This is a genomic window from Actinomadura sp. NTSP31 (genome assembly GCF_041951385.1).
Taxonomy (GTDB): domain Bacteria; phylum Actinomycetota; class Actinomycetes; order Streptosporangiales; family Streptosporangiaceae; genus Spirillospora; species Spirillospora napierensis.
This window is the reverse complement of sequence record NZ_JBGNUT010000003.1, coordinates 268,710-285,592: the sequence shown is the minus strand read 5'-3', so window position 1 is coordinate 285,592 and position 16,883 is coordinate 268,710. Positions and strand designations below refer to the sequence as shown.

17 protein-coding genes are annotated in these 16,883 nt (G+C 68.2%); 8 read left to right on the top strand and 9 right to left on the bottom strand.

All coding sequences use genetic code 11. The features are described from left to right. Positions 1 to 185 precede the first annotated feature (185 nt). Complete coding sequence (locus ACA514_RS06520; RefSeq protein WP_375040092.1) at positions 186 to 437, bottom strand: hypothetical protein; 252 nt, start codon at positions 435 to 437, stop codon at positions 186 to 188. A 441-nt stretch (positions 438 to 878) separates the two neighbouring features. Between ACA514_RS06520 and ACA514_RS06515 the strand changes: the two genes are divergently transcribed. The 5 genes from ACA514_RS06515 (at position 879) to ACA514_RS06495 (ending at position 5,791) form a co-directional block, all read left to right on the top strand. Beyond that, positions 879 to 2,207 carry a transcriptional regulator gene (locus tag ACA514_RS06515; protein ID WP_375040091.1) on the top strand — a complete coding sequence of 443 codons (1,329 nt, stop codon included), beginning with the start codon at positions 879 to 881 and terminating at the stop codon, positions 2,205 to 2,207. 41 nt (positions 2,208 to 2,248) lie between these two features. Continuing rightward, positions 2,249 to 2,776 (top strand): NUDIX domain-containing protein, encoded by a 528-nt coding sequence (locus ACA514_RS06510; RefSeq protein WP_375040090.1) that lies wholly within the window; start codon positions 2,249 to 2,251, stop codon positions 2,774 to 2,776. Positions 2,777 to 3,091: 315 nt separating this feature from the next. Then, entirely contained in the window at positions 3,092 to 3,511 is a 420-nt protein-coding gene (gene mobC / locus ACA514_RS06505; RefSeq protein ID WP_375040089.1) for a plasmid mobilization relaxosome protein MobC, read from the top strand. Further along, on the top strand, positions 3,508 to 5,061 hold the full coding sequence (locus ACA514_RS06500; protein WP_375040088.1) for a relaxase/mobilization nuclease domain-containing protein: 1,554 nt from the start codon (positions 3,508 to 3,510) through the stop codon (positions 5,059 to 5,061). Before mobC ends, ACA514_RS06500 begins: the two co-directional genes overlap by 4 nt. Positions 5,062 to 5,251: 190 nt before the next feature. Beyond that, positions 5,252 to 5,791 (top strand): hypothetical protein, encoded by a 540-nt coding sequence (locus ACA514_RS06495; protein ID WP_375040087.1) that lies wholly within the window; start codon positions 5,252 to 5,254, stop codon positions 5,789 to 5,791. Between the two features lie 328 nt (positions 5,792 to 6,119). On the opposite strand, the gene ACA514_RS06490 is transcribed toward ACA514_RS06495, so the two are convergent. Genes ACA514_RS06490 through ACA514_RS06480 form a run of 3 tightly spaced genes read right to left on the bottom strand, consistent with a single transcriptional unit; the run spans position 6,120 to position 9,333 of the window. Continuing rightward, positions 6,120 to 6,878 (bottom strand): ABC transporter permease subunit, encoded by a 759-nt coding sequence (locus ACA514_RS06490; RefSeq protein WP_375040086.1) that lies wholly within the window; start codon positions 6,876 to 6,878, stop codon positions 6,120 to 6,122. Beyond that, positions 6,875 to 8,341 carry an ABC transporter permease subunit gene (locus tag ACA514_RS06485; protein WP_375040085.1) on the bottom strand — a complete coding sequence of 489 codons (1,467 nt, stop codon included), beginning with the start codon at positions 8,339 to 8,341 and terminating at the stop codon, positions 6,875 to 6,877. The genes ACA514_RS06490 and ACA514_RS06485 overlap by 4 nt, the downstream gene beginning before the upstream one ends. Positions 8,342 to 8,400: 59 nt before the next feature. Continuing rightward, positions 8,401 to 9,333 (bottom strand): ATP-binding cassette domain-containing protein, encoded by a 933-nt coding sequence (locus ACA514_RS06480; RefSeq protein ID WP_375040084.1) that lies wholly within the window; start codon positions 9,331 to 9,333, stop codon positions 8,401 to 8,403. 174 nt (positions 9,334 to 9,507) lie between these two features. On the opposite strand from ACA514_RS06480, the gene ACA514_RS06475 reads away from it, so the two are divergent. After that, positions 9,508 to 10,170 (top strand): response regulator transcription factor, encoded by a 663-nt coding sequence (locus ACA514_RS06475; protein ID WP_375040284.1) that lies wholly within the window; start codon positions 9,508 to 9,510, stop codon positions 10,168 to 10,170. Further along, positions 10,167 to 11,270 (top strand): sensor histidine kinase, encoded by a 1,104-nt coding sequence (locus ACA514_RS06470; RefSeq protein ID WP_375040083.1) that lies wholly within the window; start codon positions 10,167 to 10,169, stop codon positions 11,268 to 11,270. Before ACA514_RS06475 ends, ACA514_RS06470 begins: the two co-directional genes overlap by 4 nt. Positions 11,271 to 11,294: 24 nt before the next feature. Here ACA514_RS06470 and ACA514_RS06465 read toward each other — a convergent pair whose 3' ends face one another. The 5 genes from ACA514_RS06465 to ACA514_RS06445 all read right to left on the bottom strand — a co-directional run bounded on the left by ACA514_RS06465 (position 11,295) and on the right by ACA514_RS06445 (position 15,930). Continuing rightward, on the bottom strand, positions 11,295 to 12,521 hold the full coding sequence (locus tag ACA514_RS06465) for a tyrosine-type recombinase/integrase (protein ID WP_375040082.1): 1,227 nt from the start codon (positions 12,519 to 12,521) through the stop codon (positions 11,295 to 11,297). Positions 12,522 to 12,835: 314 nt separating this feature from the next. Continuing rightward, positions 12,836 to 13,267, bottom strand: coding sequence for a hypothetical protein (locus ACA514_RS06460; protein ID WP_375040081.1), 432 nt, complete (start codon positions 13,265 to 13,267; stop codon positions 12,836 to 12,838). Continuing rightward, a complete protein-coding gene (locus tag ACA514_RS06455) occupies positions 13,264 to 14,175 on the bottom strand; it encodes a hypothetical protein (protein ID WP_375040080.1) in 912 nt (303 codons plus the stop codon). The genes ACA514_RS06460 and ACA514_RS06455 overlap by 4 nt, the downstream gene beginning before the upstream one ends. A 263-nt stretch (positions 14,176 to 14,438) precedes the next feature. Continuing rightward, positions 14,439 to 14,864 (bottom strand): hypothetical protein, encoded by a 426-nt coding sequence (locus ACA514_RS06450; RefSeq protein WP_375040079.1) that lies wholly within the window; start codon positions 14,862 to 14,864, stop codon positions 14,439 to 14,441. A 109-nt stretch (positions 14,865 to 14,973) separates the two neighbouring features. Further along, positions 14,974 to 15,930, bottom strand: a complete 957-nt coding sequence (locus ACA514_RS06445) for an NADP-dependent oxidoreductase (protein ID WP_375040078.1) — start codon at positions 15,928 to 15,930, stop codon at positions 14,974 to 14,976. Positions 15,931 to 16,033: 103 nt separating this feature from the next. Between ACA514_RS06445 and ACA514_RS06440 the strand changes: the two genes are divergently transcribed. Continuing rightward, positions 16,034 to 16,606, top strand: coding sequence for a TetR/AcrR family transcriptional regulator (locus ACA514_RS06440; protein ID WP_375040283.1), 573 nt, complete (start codon positions 16,034 to 16,036; stop codon positions 16,604 to 16,606). The last annotated feature ends 277 nt before the right edge of the window (positions 16,607 to 16,883 follow it).

The window sequence follows — 16,883 nt, the reverse complement described above, 5'->3', positions numbered from 1 at the left end:
GGTGCGTGCTGTGGGCTCGCGATAATGGGACCGGTGCGGCCCGCCACGGCCGGCTGTGTTGTGTATGGCGCTGTCGGTGTGGGGGCGCGGCGGCTTTCGGGGGAAATGCCGCCGCGCCCTGCCGCGCATCACCTTCATGCCGGAACGGCGATCCGAAGTGGATGCGCGACGACTCGACTCGCTGGTCATCGCATGAGTCCCAGCGTGCGGATGATCTGTCCTTCGAGCGCCGCCAGAGTGGGAGCGTCCAGGAGCCGGTGGGGGCCGGGAAGCATGACCCACCACGCGCGGGTGTAGTGCCCCCACCAGACAATCGCCCCGTATTGACGGGCGAGGCGGTGGAGTTCGGCATCGCGGATCGACTTGGCGTCCATCCGGTTGGTAGCGGCACACAGCTCGTCGGCGGGGAGGCGCCGCGGGTAGCCAGCGGGGTTCATGCGGTGGCAACCTCGGGAAAGAGAGCGCTGCTGGTGGTCTGCCGGTCGTTTGAGGGCTCCGGGACGCACCCGCGCTGCGTGGTGAGTTGTTCGATCAAGGCTGTTTCGGTGTCAGCTGCGAGGGTGTGGACGAGGCCGCTGCGCATTTCGGACTCGGTGAGGAGGCGGGTGCGAGTGGCCCACCAGGTCGGCTTGCTGTCGGGCTGCCGCGAGGTCCATATCGACCACTCCGGCCACGTTCTGGAGGTTGAACCGGTCATTTTCACTCCCTGCTTGCTGAGTGCTTCAAGCCAAGCCGGGCCGGGCGGGTGTGGGGAGGTGTGAACGGGCGCGCTGTGTTGTGACGGCTTCACACGGGGTGTGAAAGAAGTGCCGAAGAAGCCTGCTCAGCGGGCTGACGCGCTCCTACACTGCGGTTAACTCTCAGCAAGGAGATGCGTCGTGGCCGAAGCGAACCTGCTGCTCGACGCTTTGCTCGACGAGGCCGGCATGTCGTATGCGGGCTTGGCCGGCCGGTTGAACCGGGGCGGCAACACTCGCTACGACCATGCATCGGTCCGGCGGTGGATCCGCGACAGCGCGATCCCTCGCGGCGAGGGACCTCAGCTGATCTGCCGTGTTCTCGGCGCCGCGCTCGGTCGTCCCGTCACGCTTGCGGACATCGGCATGGACCAGGCTCGACCTGGTGACCTGAGTGATGCGCCCTTGCATACGGCGCTTGAGCACGTCGCTGCGCTTTGGCGGGGCGACCACAAGCAGACCGAGGCCGTTGAGAAGACCCGGATGCTGGCAGGCAACGCCGCGGTCGCACCGGTCTTCGCCTGGGAGAACCCGCCCGATGACATCGACGTTTCCCACCGCGGACCGCTTGCGGTCGGCGCTGGCGACGTCGCGCGGGTGCGTGCTGCTCGTGACCGATACGAGCAGATGTACCGCCGCGTCGGCGGTGTTCCCGTACGGCCCCGAATCATCGCCTACCTCAACACCCATGTCGGCCTGCTCGTCCGCGGTGGGTACGACGACCGCACCGGCCGCGAACTTCTCCGGGCCACCAGCGGCCTGGTCGCCCTGGCAGGGGTCTCCGCCTACGATGCAGACCGGCAGGCGCTGGCGCAGCGGTATCTGCTGTACGCGCTGCGGATGGCGAAAGCCTCCGGGCACCGCGGCTTCGGCGGATACTGCCTGGCGTTGCTTGCCAACCAGGCGATGTACCGAGGGGAGTTCCGGCGCGTCCTGCAATACACACAGACCGCTCTGCGCGGCGCCCATGGGCATCTCTCACCGGCCCTGGCGGTGGACCTGCATACGTTGCAGGCCAAGGCGTACGCTCGTATCGGGGATACGCGCAGCAGTCACAGGCACATGGCGGCCGCCGAGCACATCGAGGTCCGGCCGGAGAACGAACCACCCGAAACCGGATACGTGCAGCCCGGCCTTCTGGAGACGCAGCACGCGGACGTACTCCGGCGGCTCGGCGATCTGACCGCTGCGCAGACCTACGCCGAGGAAGCCGTCCGCACCTCCGCAAAAACGCATCTGCGTGGTCAAGCGCACCGGTTGGCGACCCTTGCTCAAGTGCTGGGGGAACGAGGCGACGCCGAGGCGGCTGCGGCGAAAGGGCACCAGATGCTCGACTGCGCCCAAGGGATGGAGTCGGGTCGCATCCAAGACCGCGTTGCGAGTCTGTCTCGTTCACTTGCGGCATTCGACTGCCCGGACGTACGGGACTTCCGCGAGCGCGCTGCCCTTGTGTCGCAGCACGACCAGTAGCGTGACGGCTGAGCCGCGCCACCGACCAAGGGAGTTCGTCCGTGCGCTGGACCGTCCATTCGGAGAAGCCGCTCTACACCGATCCCTGGCTCGACATCCGCATCGCTGACGTCGAGATCACCGGCGGTCGTCATCTGGAGCACCGCATCATCCGGTCGCGAACCGGCGGTGCCGGCGCGGTCGTGGTGGACGATCGGCGGCGAGTGCTCCTGGAGTGGAGACACCGCTTCATCACCGATGCATGGGCCTGGGAGATCCCGATCGGCGGCATCCGTGACGGGGAGGAACCGGCCGCCGCAGCCGCCCGCGAGGTCGAGGAAGAAACCGGATGGCGGCCGGGGCCGATGCGTCCTCTCACCGTCGTCCACCCGACCCCAGGGATCTCCGACTCCCAGCACCACATCTTCTGGGCAGACGGCGCCACCCACATCGGACCACCTACCGAGGACTGGGAAGCCGAGCGGATCGAATGGGTGCCTCTGGCTGACATTCGCGGCCTGGTCGAAGCCGGGAAGATCGTCAGCGGTACCAGTATGGCCGCCCTCCTCCTCGCAGCCTGCGGAGGCTGAAAGCCCCCTCATCACATCGACTGGTCAAATCTGACGCCGAGCTATGTTTCCGGCGGTTCTCGTTTTTCCTCCGCGGAGCGGATATCGAGGGCCTGTCAGGGAGAGCGGACGATGTAATATCGCCTGGCATTGAGCGTCAGATTCGGCTCACCGTTGATATGAATTGGCCTTCGAGAGCCACCGCATAGGCGGTTCAGTGCGGGATGCAAGATAGCTGGTAGAGCGCTACCTGTTGTGGATAGCTTCTGCTCGGGAGATCACACTGGCCAGGCAGGGGACCGAGCGCGGTCCCTCAAAAGCCAGGAGCGGAGGTCTATGGCGACATCCAAGCAAGGCAGCGACGGGGGCGAGCCGCTGCAGCGGCGAGCGAAGCTCGGTGGAGGGCGGCGGCGAGAGCGGGAACTGAGAATCCGGGTCTGCGACCAGGAGTACGAAGAGTTCCACGAGGCGGCGACGCGAGCCGGGCTCGCCTGTAGTGCCTTCGTCGTGAAGACGGTTCGGACTGCGATTCGCGAGCAGCGGCCGGTGGACGGGGCGCTTGTCGCGTTGCATGCCGAGTTGCGGAGAGCCAGCCGTCAGGTGAATGCGGTCGGGGTCAACCTCAACCAGCTCGTGCGCCATGCCAACACCTACAACGAGATTCCGGAGTCGGTGGAGTGGTTGGCGGCGTACTGCTTTCAGGTGGTGCGGCGGGCGGAGGCCGTCATCGTCGAGCTTGGCAGGCGTCTGCCGTGATCGCGAAGGTCACGCGCGGCGCGGATGTCGGGAACCTGCTGCGGTACTTGTACGGGCCGGGTAAGCGCAACGAGCACACCGACCCTCACCTCGTCGCCGGGTACCGGCACCCGGCCGCGTTGGAGCCGGCGAGGCGCGCGGACGGCAAGCGCGATCTTCGCCCGCTGGGTGAGGTGCTGCGGTCTCCGTTGGAGATGCTGCGGCGAAGCGGGCCGGCGGGGTCTGTCTGGCAATGCTCGTTGCGGACGGCCCCCACCGACCGGGCTCTGACCGATGAGGAGTGGGCTGATGTCGCCGAGGAGTTGATACACCAGACCGGCATCGCCCCACACGGCGATGCGGAGGCGTGCCGGTGGATCGCCGTGCGGCACGCCGACGATCACATCCACATCGTGGCCACACTCGCGCGCGAGGACGGCCGAAGACCCAACATCACCCGCGACTACCTCAAGGCGCGCAAGGCATGCCAGGTCGTCGAGGAACGGTACGGGCTGTGCCGTACCGCGCCCGCGGACCGGACAGCGGCGCCCCGACCCTCACGTGCTGAGATGGAACGGGCCGAACGCGCCGGGTTGGAGGAGCCGCCCCGTACCGCGTTGCGTCGGCAGGTGGCCACGGTCGCTGCATCGTCTGACAGCGAAGAGGCGTTCTTCGCCGGCCTGCGTGAGCGCGGGCTGGCGGTGCGGCTGCGATTCAGTGTCCGCACGCCGGGTGAAGTGACGGGCTACGCCGTCGCGGTGCCCGAGTACACCAACTCGGCGGGTGCGCCGGTCTTCTTCTCCGGCGGCAAGCTCGCAGATGACCTCACCTTGCCCAAGCTGCGACTCCGGTGGAACGACGACGCAATCCGTCAGCCCGCTGCCTGCTCGCGCCGGTGGGCACCGGGTTCGTCCGCTGACCACCGGTTGCGGACCGCGGCCTATCGGGAGGCCGCTCAAGCGGCCGGTACGGCGGCGTGGCAGATGCGCGAGTTCCGCGATCCACGTGTCCGCGCCGATCTGGCAGCGGCGGCCTCTGACGTCCTGCACGTCACCGCGGACATCACCGGCAACCGCGAACTGGCCAAGGCCGCCGACTTCTACGACCGCGCCACCCGAGAACCGTTCGGTCGTCTGCCTTCGGTCACTCCGTACGGAAGTGCCCTGCGCGCGGTAGCGCGGACGCTCGCGATCACCAACGTGCGCTGGGGAGATCGACGCGAACGCAGAAGGAACCTCACCGTCGACCTGCTGTTCCTCATCGCAAACCTCGCCGATCTCATCGAAGCGACGGCCGAACATCGACTTGTCCAGCAACGCATCGCCCAAGCCGATGCCACACGTCAGGCCGCAGGGCGGCTGCACGCCTTCCGAAGGACGGCGTCTGGATTGCCCGCACCGGTGCCGCCGCGCGTCGCGGAAACCCTCGACGAGGGCCGCGCGATGGCGAAGCTTGCGGCCGAAGCCTTCCCCGTGCCGCTGGCTGAAGGACTGGGCTCGACCACCGCCCCCTCTGCTCGTCCACCTCAGGCGCCCCAGCGTCGTGGCGGCGCGCCCAGGCGCTTGACCTGACGAGGGCCAGACTCGCCGGTGCCTCTGGAGTGCTGGAGTCAAGATCGAGGCGCAGGCACAATCACGGAGCGTAAACAACGTCATGAAGCGGCAGAGCATCTATCTGCCGTTCCTCAACAGGAAGGACGGGCCATGTCCACGAACAGCTCTGGCCCTCCCACAGAGGGTCTGCACCCCAAGGAGTGCACCCATGACCTCCAACCCCAGCGCGACCAGCCGTAACGCCCAGATCGGTCACGAAACCGAACAGTCCGCCGAGGATCTGGAGCGAGCCGTCCACTGGCTGAAGCAGTCCGTGGAGGAACCGGGCGGTCTTGCGGGACCTGCGACCGTCTACGCGGTGCTGGACGCCGTCCACACAGCCGCCACCGAGGTCGACCACCTTCTCCTTCAACTCGAACGCTTCCTCGCGCACCAGCACACGCACGGACACCTCGTCCATGACCACGGCGGGAGCCTCGACGAGGCACTCGACGACTTCGGCCGCGCCATCCTTCACGCCCGCCACCTGGGCGCGGGATGCGGCGAAGCCATCAACCAGGCCCGAAGCGCGATCAACCACGTCCACGGCACAGGATCGCCGCCCGCAACCAGCGCACCACCGCCCCACGACACCACGACCGCACTGGCCCCATCAGTCCCGATCCGACGGGCCAAACCACGGGTGAGACCTTCAGAAGGCCGAGGGCTACGGGGGAGATGGTTCGGCAGCTCCCGGAACGGGGCCTGAGCCGTGAAGCGGATGAGCCAAGACGAGCTTCTCGCCCTCCCACCACCATCAGCGTCGAGACCGCCGCCCGCGCCATCGGGATGGGACGCACACGCGCCTACCAACTCGCCCGACGCGGCGAGTTCCCCTGCAAGGTCATCCGCATTGGCGCTAGCTACCGCGTCGTCACCGTCGACCTCCGCCGGCTTCTCGGCATCGAGCCGAGCTGACGAGCCGCCATCCGTACGGATGAAGGTCCGGTTCTTCATCGGAGAGCCGGACCTTCGGTTTCAGGTTGCAGGGTCGTGTTGCGGGAGGTACCTCTCCTGGAGAAATACCTCCAGAGCTTCTAGGCGTCGCGCGTGCGCAGCAGCAGATCGCCGACCACAAGCGCCGCGGCGGCCCAGGCGGCGGTCACGGCGAGGCCGGCCCAGGGGCTGATGGGCAGGCTTCTGAGGTCGGTGGTGGCCTGGATGGCGAGGCCGGAGCTCATCGGTGCGATCTTCTGCAATAGGCGCCGCCATTCCGGGTCGCTGATCGTCTGGGAGACGATCGGGACGATGTAGAGCAGGCCGAGGACGACGCCGATGCTGGTGGCGGAGTCTCGCACCGCGGTCGCGACGCCGAGGCTGAGAAGGCCGATCAGGATCAGGTAGAGGACCGTCCCGAAGAGCGCGCGCAGCGTCGGGCCGCTGGACGGTGACAGCTCCTTGTCGCCGAGGTCGGGCAGGATGAGCCGCCCGGCGAGCACCGCCCCGAGGACGGCGGCGGTTCCGCCGACTGCCACGACGCCGGTGAGAGTGATGGCCTTGGCCGCCAAGACGGTTGTGCGCCGTGGCACCGCCGTCATGGTCGTGCGGATCAGGCCCGAGCTGTACTCCTCGCCGATGAGCAGGACCGCCAGGATGGCGACCGGCGCCTGGCCGAGATAGACGCCCATAAGGGTCAGCTTGGTCGTGTCGCCGCCGCAGCCGCTGGCGGTGCAGCTCACCACTGCCGTCGCACCTGCGCTCAGGGCCACCGTGGTCCCGACGGTGCCGAGCAGCAGCCACAGTGGGCCGGGGACGGTCCGCATCTTCGTCCATTCCGCATGCAGCGCGAGTTTCATGCGTCCCTCCTGTTGAGCAGGACGGCAGCCGCGGACAGGGTCACGACCGCGTAAGCGGCCAGGATGGCGAAACCGGCCCACGGCGCCAGCGGGTAATAGCCGTTGTAGGGCGTGTAGTGGCTCGCCACCTGGTCGTACTCCACAAGCGTCTGCTGGACGGCGAAGGCCGCCCCCGGTGTTACCCGGGCCAGCCAGTTCGCCGCGCTCGCCGGCATGAACGGAATGGCGGTCAGGATGTAGGGCAGCACGATGGTCAGGGTGACGGTGGTGACCGCGGCAGCGCTGTGCCGGACGATGGCGCCGACCGAGAGGGCGAGGACCGAGGCGGTCGCGAGCAGCGCCGCGGTCCCGAACGCCACCCGCAGTTCCATTGCGGACGGCACCGGGAAGATGTAGACGCCGTTGTCCCGGGCGAGCCGCTCACCGAGCGGAGACGCGACGACCGTTCCCAGCAGCCCGGCGACGAAGGCGACGACCCACAGCACGATCGCCTTGGCGGCCAGCACCCGGCTCCGCCCCGGGCTCGCTGCCAGGGTGAGGTGGATCATCTTGTTGCGATATTCCGTGGTGATGAACAGCGCCCCCACGACGATCATCGCGATCAGTGCGGCGAACGTACCGGTGAGGATGTCCTTAAGGGCGCCGCCGGTCGGCAGGGTTTCCCGGCTGGCGGGCGCTATGTCGCCGGCGCCGGTCACCGTGAGCCGGCCGTCCGATCCCGCGACCGAACCCGACGTGTTCTCCGGGTAGCCGGCGAAGCTAGGGGATTCGGCCCCCAGCTGGTCACCGGCCCACCCGCCACCGCCCCAGCCTCCCTGGAGACGAAGGTCCCCGAAGACGGCCGTCGACACGCTGCCGGCCGTCCCCATGCCTTGCAGAGCGGGCGGAGACGCGACGAACAACCCGACTTGCGCGGTCGGCCCGAGTCCGTTGACCCGCGCAGCGCCCACCTTGATCCAGTGCGCGCCGTCGGTGGAGGCATAGCCGGTGATCGTGTCGCCCGAGCGGTCCAGCCGCAGCCGGCGGGGGGACTCGGCGGAGACCGGGCCGGGCGGGCCGGGCCTGTCGTTGACGTAGGCGTCCTGCATTCGCACGCCGCGGCCGCCGGTGACCATGATCGCCGCGTAGGGCGATCCCTGGTGAGTGCTCTGCTTGATGATGAGGCCGGCCTTCGCCCATGGCACGGTGTCGGGCCGCAGATCCCCGGGGCCCTTGGGAATGCGGCTCTCGAGCGCAGAGACCGAGACGGTGATGCTGCCGTTTCCGGAAAGCGGCTGGTGCACGAAGTAGAAGCTGTCGGTGACCGGCTCGCCGCCCGGTCCGATCGGAACGGGCGGAGAACCGTTCTGATCGCTGCTGACCCCGGTGAGCGCGGCGAACAGCGGCAAGAGGAGTGCCGCGGCCACCATGCCGATCAGCCAGCCGCGGACGGTTCGGAATTTGGTCCATTCCGCGTGCAGCACCTGGAGGAAGCCGTCCCTTCCGACGCGTTGGCCGGATCGATGAGACGTCACGGGAGGAGTCACCGTGTCATCTCCGCGGACGCGGCACGGAACTCGACGGCCTCGCGAGTGAGGTCCAGATAGACGTCCTCAAGGGTCGCGCGGTGTGCCGATACCTCGGAGAACGGCACTGCACCCTCGCTGAGCAGCGTCACGATCCGATCCGCGGGCAGCCCCGAGACGGTGATGGTGTCGCGCCCGGTGGCCGTAACGGTCGCGCCGGCATGCGCGAGCACCCTCGTCGCGTGCGTCCCGGCCGTGGTCCGCACGGCGACCCGGTTTCCGGAGGCGGCTGCGATCAGGTCGGCCACGCCGGCGTCGGCGATGGCCTTCCCGCGCCCGACCACGACGAGATGTTCGGCCGTGCCCTGCACTTCGCTCATCAGGTGACTGGAGACCAGCACGGCGCGGCCCTGAGCGGCCAGCGACCGCAGGAAACCGCGTATCCAGACGATGCCGTCGGGATCCATGCCGTTGAACGGCTCGTCGAGCATGACGATCGGCGGGTCGCCCAGCAGGGCCGCGGCGATCCCGAGCCTCTGCCGCATGCCCAGCGAGTAGCCTCCGGCCTTGCGCCGGGCGGCCGAGGCCAGCCCGACCTGCTCGATCACCTGGTTCACCCGCCGCGCGTCCAGGCCCTGCGAATGCACCAGCCAGAGCAGGTGGTCTCGTCCGCTTCGGCCGGCGTGCAGCGCCCCTGCGTCCAGCAGCGAACCGACGTGGTTCAGCGGACACCGAAGACTGCGGTACGGCTTCCCATCGATGAGCGCAGTGCCCTCATCGACCGAATCCAGGCCGAGGATCACTCGCATCGTTGTGGACTTCCCGGCCCCGTTCGGCCCGATCAATCCGGTCACCACACCCGGACGGACGATGAAGGACATGCCGTCGAGAGCGAGGGCCCGCCCGTATCTCTTGCGCAGTCCGGTGACGACGATCCCCGGGGCGCTCATCGCGGCGCGCTTACGGCTCGTATTGCGATCATGCCGACGGTTGTACGCGGCACCAGGTCCCAGCCCGGTCGCAGCGACCGCGACCGGGCTGCGACCGGGGATCTGACATCGTCGGAACATGACCCCTCGACCCGGCAGCCGCCCGGCAGGCGCGACCACCGATGGTGCGTGGCAGTGAGGATCCTCGTCGTCGAGGACTTCGAGGTCCTCGCCCGCTCGATCGGAACCGGGCTGCGGCACGAGGGCATGGCCGTCGACGTCGTCCTCGACGGAACCGACGCCCTCGACCGCCTGGCCGTCACCCGCTACGACGTGGTGATCCTCGACCGGGACCTGCCCGGCGTCCACGGGGACGAGATCTGCCGGCGGCTCGCCCACGGCCGCTGCGAGACCCGCGTCCTGATGCTCACCGCCTCCGGCACGATCGAGGACCGCGTCCACGGGCTCAGCCTCGGCGCCGACGACTACCTGCCCAAACCGTTCGCGTTCGCCGAACTGGTCGCCCGCGTCCGCGCGCTGGCCCGCCGCGCCGCCCCGCCGCTCCCGCCCACCCTGGAAAGCGGGGACATCACTCTCGATCCGGCCCGCCGCACCGCGTTCCGGGCCGGCCGGCGCCTTGCGCTGAGCCCCAAGGAGTTCGCCCTGCTCGAATGCCTGCTCGCCGCGCCCGGCCTGGTCATCTCCGCTGAGGAACTGCTCGAACGCGTCTGGGACGAGGCCGCCGACCCCTTCAGCAGCGCCGTCAAGCACACCATGCACCGGCTGCGGGCCAAGCTCGGCGAGCCGCCCGTGATCGAGACCGTTCGCGAAGGCGGCTACCGCATCGGATCGACATGACTTCCCTGCAGCTCGCCAGAAGGTCTCTGCAGACGCGACTCGCGCTCGCCTACGCGGCGGGAATCTACGCCGCCGGGGTCTTCGTCCTCGTCCTCGTGCTCGTCCCGCTCGTCAGCGTCGACGGGGCCACACCCAAGGGCCGGCCCTCATCGGGCGTGACCACCGGAACCGGACCCGGGATCAGCCTGGCCCAGCTCTTCACGGGCTCCGCCATCGCCTTGATCGTCCTGGTTCCCGTCGCCCTGGCGCTCGGCTGGCTCGTCGCGGGCCGGTTCCTGGATCCGCTGCGCACCATCACCGCCACCGCCAGGAATATCTCTGCCGGTGACCTCCACCGGCGCCTCGACCTCGGTGAACCGACGGACGAGCTGACCGAACTGGGCCGCACCCTCGACGACCTGTTCGCTCGCCTCCAAGCCTCCTTCGACGCCCAACGCCACTTCGTCGCCAACGCCTCCCACGAACTGCGCACCCCTCTGGCCGGCCAGCGCACCCTCCTCGAAGTCGCCCTCGCCGCCCCCGATGGCGACACCGACACCCTGCGCTCGGCCTGCCAGGAGGCCCTCGCCCTCGGCGAACACCAGGAGCGGCTCGTCCAGGCACTGCTCGCCTTGGCCACCAGCGAGCGCGGCGCCGCCCGCCGGGACCGCCTCGACCTTGCCCAAGTCGTCGAGCGAGCGCTCGCCTTCCGCCGCGACCAGGCAACGGAGAGAGGCATCGACATCGCCGAGCACCTGACGCCCGCTGTGACGGCCGGGGACCCGAAATTGATCGAAAGCCTCGTCGCCAACCTCATCGACAATGCCATCCGCCACAACCACGCAGGCGGCCACGTAGAGATCACAACTCGTACGTCCGGCACGCAGGCGGTCCTCGGAGTCACCAACAGCGGGCCGGTCGTTCCCGGCGATCAGATCCAGCGCCTCTTCCAACCCTTCCAAAAGTTGGCACCTGATCGTCACGGGCGCCACGACGGCTACGGCCTCGGCCTCGCCATCGTGAATGCCGTCGCCCAAGCCCACCACGCCACCCTCACTGCCGACGCACGCGTCGACGGCGGCTTGAACGTCGCCATACGGTTCGACTCCCAGGGCACCTGAGGCGCCCTGGGAGCTGTGTCGGTTCTAGACGGCTCGGATCGAGGCGGGTTTCGAGCGGTTGCGGATCTTGTCGAAGGCGTCGAGCGCGGTGTCGTCCTCGTCGGGGAGAGTGTGCAGGTATTTCTCGGTGGTGGTGATGCTGGCGTGGCCGAGCCGTTCCTTCACGGCCTGGAGGTCAGCGCCGCCCGCCAGGAGCCAGGATGCGTGGGCGTGGCGGAGGTCGTGAGGGCGGAGGTGGATGCGGAGGTCAGCCGCTTTGATCGCCGGCTTCCAGACGTGGTCGCGGAACCACGTTCGTGGGATGTGGCCGTCGGTGTTGATCGTGCGGCGGCGTCTGGGGGAGTCCTTGCCGGCTTCGCGTCGGCGGGCACGGTAGTCGGCGTAGATGTCCTTGCAGTGTTGGCAGCGGCATTTGCCTGCGGAGTATCCGCTGAGCGTTCCGTGCCTGTAGCGGCACTCAGGCTCGATGAAGCCGAGGGTCTCGGGATCGAGGAGGACGCGTAGCCGTCGTTGGCGTGGAAGTTCGTCCTGGCGCAGGAAGAAGAGGAGGTCGTTCTCCTTGATGCCCTCTTCGCTGATGTATTTCTGGACCTTGCGGGCGATCTGCTTGCTGAGGCGGACGCTGCGGTGCTCCCTGTCCTTCGGGTAATCCTTCACCAGGAAGCGGCCGCCTTCCGGGTGGTGCCTCGGGTTGAGTTCGATGATGACCCGGCTGACGGTGAGGGTCCGCGTCGCGAAGTCGATGTCCTTCGGTCTCAGCTCCGTGAGTTCACCCCAGCGGAGGCCGGTCTCGACCTTTACTTCCACGAGCAGCTTCATGCGCGCGTCGGTCAGTGACTCGTAGAGGGCGTCGAACTGCTCGGGCATGATGATGGTGCGCTTCTTCTTGGGGACCGGTGGTGTTTTCACTCCCTTGCAGGGGTGGAGGACGATGACGAGGTCGTTGAGCGCTGTCGTGAAGACGGCGCTCAGGATCGTCATGCAGTAGCGGATGGTCGGTGGGCTGACGCCCTCCTTCTGCAGGTGCGTGACCCATTCCCGGACGTCGATGGGCAGGATGTCGATCACCCGCATGCTGGCGAACCAGGGCATGATGTGGCGGTGGATCTCGTAGTCGTAGTTCTCTCGTGTCCGGAGTTCGACGACGTGGTTGGGGAACCAGACGTCCTCGACGTAGCGGCGGAATCGCTGGCGGCCCTTGGTGGCGTCGGGCAGGCGCTCTAACGCGAGTTTCGCCTCGGCTTTTGCCATGCTTTGTCTGCCTGGCGCTCGGATGAGTAGGTACCGGCGGATCTGACCTTGCTGCGATGGTCGCGGTAGAGGGCGATGTAGCGGACTCGGCCGCCTTTCGCCGTGCGGGGCCGCGTGAAACCCATGGGAGCCTCCAAGAGGTAGTGATCCTCCATGTCATCGAGATGTCATCAAGGACGGTCTGGTCGATCTTGAAACCCGGTGACACGGTGCGGATGAAGAGTCGCTCTCACCTGTGACTTTATCTCAAAGTTGTTGAACGACCGGCCCTGTAAAACTTGATTCGTCCTGTTCGCGTCGAGGGGGTCAGGGGATCAAATCCCCTCAGCTCCACCCAGGTCAAAGGCCGGTTCCCATACGGGAGACCGGCCTTTCGCACGATCGGGAGACGAAGGTCCCGAACGGCTTCCGGTAGGGGCGAGAAGCTCATCCAGCGACCGTACGGCGGACCGCGGTGACAGCGTCGCCCGCTGACCGAGCGCGGCCTCCCACCGCTCCTGAAGTATCGTCACCACCGCCCTGATCGGGATCATCTTCTCGCCGTTCAGGTCAGGGTCGTCGGGCAGGGCGAGGCGGTGGATGTGCTCGAGGAAGGGATCCTCCGGCACCGACTCCGGGTACTCGACATCGGAATCGGTGGCGGAGGGCAGCTCGTCGTCGACCAACGGCCCGGAGGAGCCCGCATGCCCGAGCAGACGATCGTGTACCCGGGCGCCCCGGACCGCGCGGGACACGAGGCCGGTCACGCGTGGCGGATCTCGAATCTCAGGCTGTCGCGTTCGTCAAGGATGAACGCCGGATCCCGGGCGTGGGCCCAATGTTCGGGCAGCAGGATGTACCTGCCATTGGAATAGGTGAGGAGCCGCAGCCCGGTGTACCGGTAGACGTACTGGCCGTGGACCGCGTGGAGCCGCTCCGCCCTGAGGCCCGTGTTCGGCGCGGAAAGGGCGAGATCCGTGGTGCTGTAGACCACGACGGGTGGCCGCTCGTCAAGGCGGCGTTCGATCGACCGAGCCGAGTCCGTTCCGTCCAGATTCGCGTAGACGCCGACGGCCCAGAGCACCAATACTCCGGCGAGGGCGACCAGTACCGCGGCTTGCAAACCCTCGATTCCCTTCGGAGCGGGATTCTCTGATGTCGCCCCCCTCCAGCAAGCGGCGTACATCACCAGCGCGACACCGATGCCTATGAAGATCGGGACGAGCGGATATCGAGTGCTGTAGACGACGACGTTGTAGAAGCCGAGGAGTCCGGCGACGCAGAATGCGGCGCCTGTGCAGGCGCAGCCGATGATGACGACGCGCAGAAGGAGGCGTCGGCCGCCGGTGACCTGCTTTGCCACCGTCTTCCGGAGCATGCGGTGCGCCCACGGTAGTGCCAAGATCGCCAGGGTTGCGATGACCAGTGGCTGAACCGTGACGACCACGCTGCGCAGCACGTAGTCGGTCACCGAGAACCGCAGCATCGAGGGCTCGACCCCGAAGTAGGGGTAGAGCGCGTAACTCCGTGCCCAGCCGAAGTAGTACAGCACCGCGACGATCAAGGTCGTCTGGGCGAGGACCTGCCCGAGGGCTTGCAGGCCGGCCGCCCACCCTGCGGGGCGATGCCCTTCGACGTCCTCGGTGTTCTCCGTCGAGGGCCGGTTCGGCGGCACCGGCCTCAGGGGCTCGAACCGCCGGATCCGCCGGGATCCTCAGGCGGCTGCGTTGTCGCCGTCGGCTGCACCGGCGTCGGATTGCCCCCTCCTCCGTGGGCCGGCGCGGAATGCGGCCCACCACCGCCTGGATTATCCGAACTGCCCGAGTCCTTGCAGGAAACGGCACCGAAAACGATCACAGTGGCTGCGGCAACGGGTAATATCGATCCAGTGAATTTCACCGCCACGCCCCTTCCTGGGTCGCTTGGAATTAACTAACCTCATCCCAGGTGACAGCGTCCAGGCGCGGCAGTTTTCTGGCGCATTCCGGCCACACCGTTAAACGATCTCAGGACAGCATCCGGGGCAAGGCCCGCCCCGCACCGCGTCCACGACGTGCCGCCCTGACCGGGCCGAGGACGATCCACCAGCATTGCGATCAGTTGCTCGTCCGACGCCGCACCTGGCGGCACCTGGACCGGCTGCTCCTCGAACTCGTCATCAACGACGGTGTCGCTCACCTGGTGTGCGGGTTGAAGCCCGCACACCAGATGAGCGGTGACGATGAACCGCGGACGGTCATCGATCCTGCTGGCAGCCTGACCTCTGACTCCGATCGTGATGTCGTTCTGCCGAACTGCAACAACGCGTTGCGTTCCCACGGCCGATGTGACGCCCTCGCCCGGCGCCGTCCACCGTGCCGCCATTGAAGTGATGCACCCTCGATCTGGGATCGGGTGGTCAAGGCCGTCGCGGCGATGAATGCGATGCCGTCGTCACTGATCAGGCGGGGACGGCTTCCCGCCCGCTGAGGCTCTAGAGGTCGATGACGACCTTGCCGTGGACGTGCCGGCCGGCCTGGAGTTCGGCAGCGCGGCGGATCTGCTCGACCGGGAAGTTCGCCGCGATGGGCACCCGGAGTCGGCCCGCCGCGATCAGGCGGGCGATCTCTTCCAGGGCGCCGGGAGCGGCGTTCGCGCCGTTGGCCGCCGACACGCCGTCGACTTGCGCGGCGATGGTGCAGATGCGGCCGTCCGGGACGCCGAGTTCCCTTGCGGCGTGCACTGTCTCCGTCCCGTGCAGGTCGATGGCTGCGGTGACGCCGCCGGGAGCGAGGGCTCGGACCCGGTCGGCCAGGCCGTCGCCGTAGGCGACCGGCTCGGCTCCGAGATCGCGCAGGAAATCGGACGATGTCGCCGATCCCGTTCCGATCACGCGCGCTCCTGCGATCCGGGCCAGCTGGACGGCGAACACCCCGACCCCGCCCGCCGCGCCGCCGATCAGCACTGTGTCGTCCGGGCCGGGGTCGATCACGGCGAGGGCGGCGGATGCCGTGCGGCCGGCGATCGTGAGGGTGGCGGCGGTGCGGTCGTCGACGCCGCCGGGAGTGTGATGGGCTTCGTTCGCCGCGGTCTCCCCGGCCGCGTCGACCACCACGAAGTCGGCGACCGCGCGGGACAGGGCGCCCCCGAACACCCGGTCGCCGGATGCGAAGCCGGTCACCCCGTCACCGACCTGGTCGACCACTCCCGCGTAGTCGGTCCCGAACCCGGCCGGGAGGCTCAATCCGAACCGGGCGGCGGTGTCCGCGTCGGCGGTCATGATCCAGTCCATCGGGTTCAGGCCGGCCGCAGTGACCCGCACGCGGACCTGTCCCGGGCCGGCCTGCGGAGCGGGAACCTCACGGACGTCCAGGACTTCGGGGCCGCCGAACGAATCGAGCCGGACCGCCCTGCTCCTGCCCGTCTGCGGTTGATCGCTCTGCTCCTGCATGTACGCCTGTCTCCTTGGGCACCGAGGAACGCGTCGAAACGGACTATGCTCCGTTTACATGGGCGACCCTAACACAACCGGAGCGTGATCCGTTTTGAGTGAGGTGGAGATGCGCGCGCCGCGGGCGGACGCGACCCGTAACCGCGACCAGTTGCTCGCGGTGGCGACCCGCGTGTTCGTGTCGGCTGACGGCGAGCCGTCGATGCGTGCGATCGCGCGCGAGGCCGGCGTCGGCATCGCCACGCTCTACCGGCACTTCCCGACCCGCGAGTCGCTGGTCGACGCGGTCTACCGGGACCAGGTCGTGCGGCTGACGACCGGCGCCCGCGAGCTGCTCGACCGGCTGCCCCCGGCTGCGGCGATGCGGCGCTGGATGGACTTGTTCGGGGACTGGATCGCGACCAAGAACGGCATGCTCGACACGCTGCTCGCGATGATCGAGTCGGGCGAGATCGCCCATGCGCAGACCCGGAGCGAGCTACTGGCGGCCATCACCACGATTCTCGACGCCGGTCGCGCGGCGGGCGACCTCCGCTCCGACGTCACCGCCGAAGACATCGCCGCCTCCCTCATCGGCATCTTCACCGTGGCCCCCCGGCGCGAGCATGAAGCCAAGGCCGGTCGCCTGTTGGACCTCCTGATGGACGGCCTCAGGCCCGTCGCCCGGCCGGCCTGAGCCCGGGCCGAGACGGCCGGTGCGGTGACCACTATTGATCACCAGGTCGGTCACGCGGCTCGGGGCCGAGGGCGCCCCCATCGGCGATGGCTCTCGCCGCTGATCCGAGCGCGTGCCCGCCGTTGCGCAGCCTGGCCATCCGGATGCCGGTTCCTCGCGTTGCGCCACCGCAGGTGCTCGTGCATTTCCCGTGCGAGCGCGGGGTGGTGTCGGGGTCGGACATGACTTGACCTTGTGGCGGGCGGCCCACGTGCCGACAACTCCCTTTCCGGCTGAG

Excerpts from the sequence above, each read along its gene's own strand:
- ACA514_RS06465 (WP_375040082.1), bottom strand. The coding sequence starts at position 12,521 with ATGGCAAAAGCCGAGGCGAAACTCGCGTTAGAGCGCCTGCCCGACGCC.
- ACA514_RS06445 (WP_375040078.1), bottom strand. The coding sequence starts at position 15,930 with ATGCAGGAGCAGAGCGATCAACCGCAGACGGGCAGGAGCAGGGCGGTC.
- ACA514_RS06470 (WP_375040083.1), top strand. The coding sequence starts at position 10,167 with ATGACTTCCCTGCAGCTCGCCAGAAGGTCTCTGCAGACGCGACTCGCG.
- ACA514_RS06450 (WP_375040079.1), bottom strand. The coding sequence starts at position 14,864 with ATGGCGGCACGGTGGACGGCGCCGGGCGAGGGCGTCACATCGGCCGTG.
- mobC (WP_375040089.1), top strand. The coding sequence starts at position 3,092 with ATGGCGACATCCAAGCAAGGCAGCGACGGGGGCGAGCCGCTGCAGCGG.
- ACA514_RS06480 (WP_375040084.1), bottom strand. The coding sequence starts at position 9,333 with ATGAGCGCCCCGGGGATCGTCGTCACCGGACTGCGCAAGAGATACGGG.
- ACA514_RS06495 (WP_375040087.1), top strand. The coding sequence starts at position 5,252 with ATGACCTCCAACCCCAGCGCGACCAGCCGTAACGCCCAGATCGGTCAC.
- ACA514_RS06490 (WP_375040086.1), bottom strand. The coding sequence starts at position 6,878 with ATGAAACTCGCGCTGCATGCGGAATGGACGAAGATGCGGACCGTCCCC.
- ACA514_RS06520 (WP_375040092.1), bottom strand. The coding sequence starts at position 437 with ATGAACCCCGCTGGCTACCCGCGGCGCCTCCCCGCCGACGAGCTGTGT.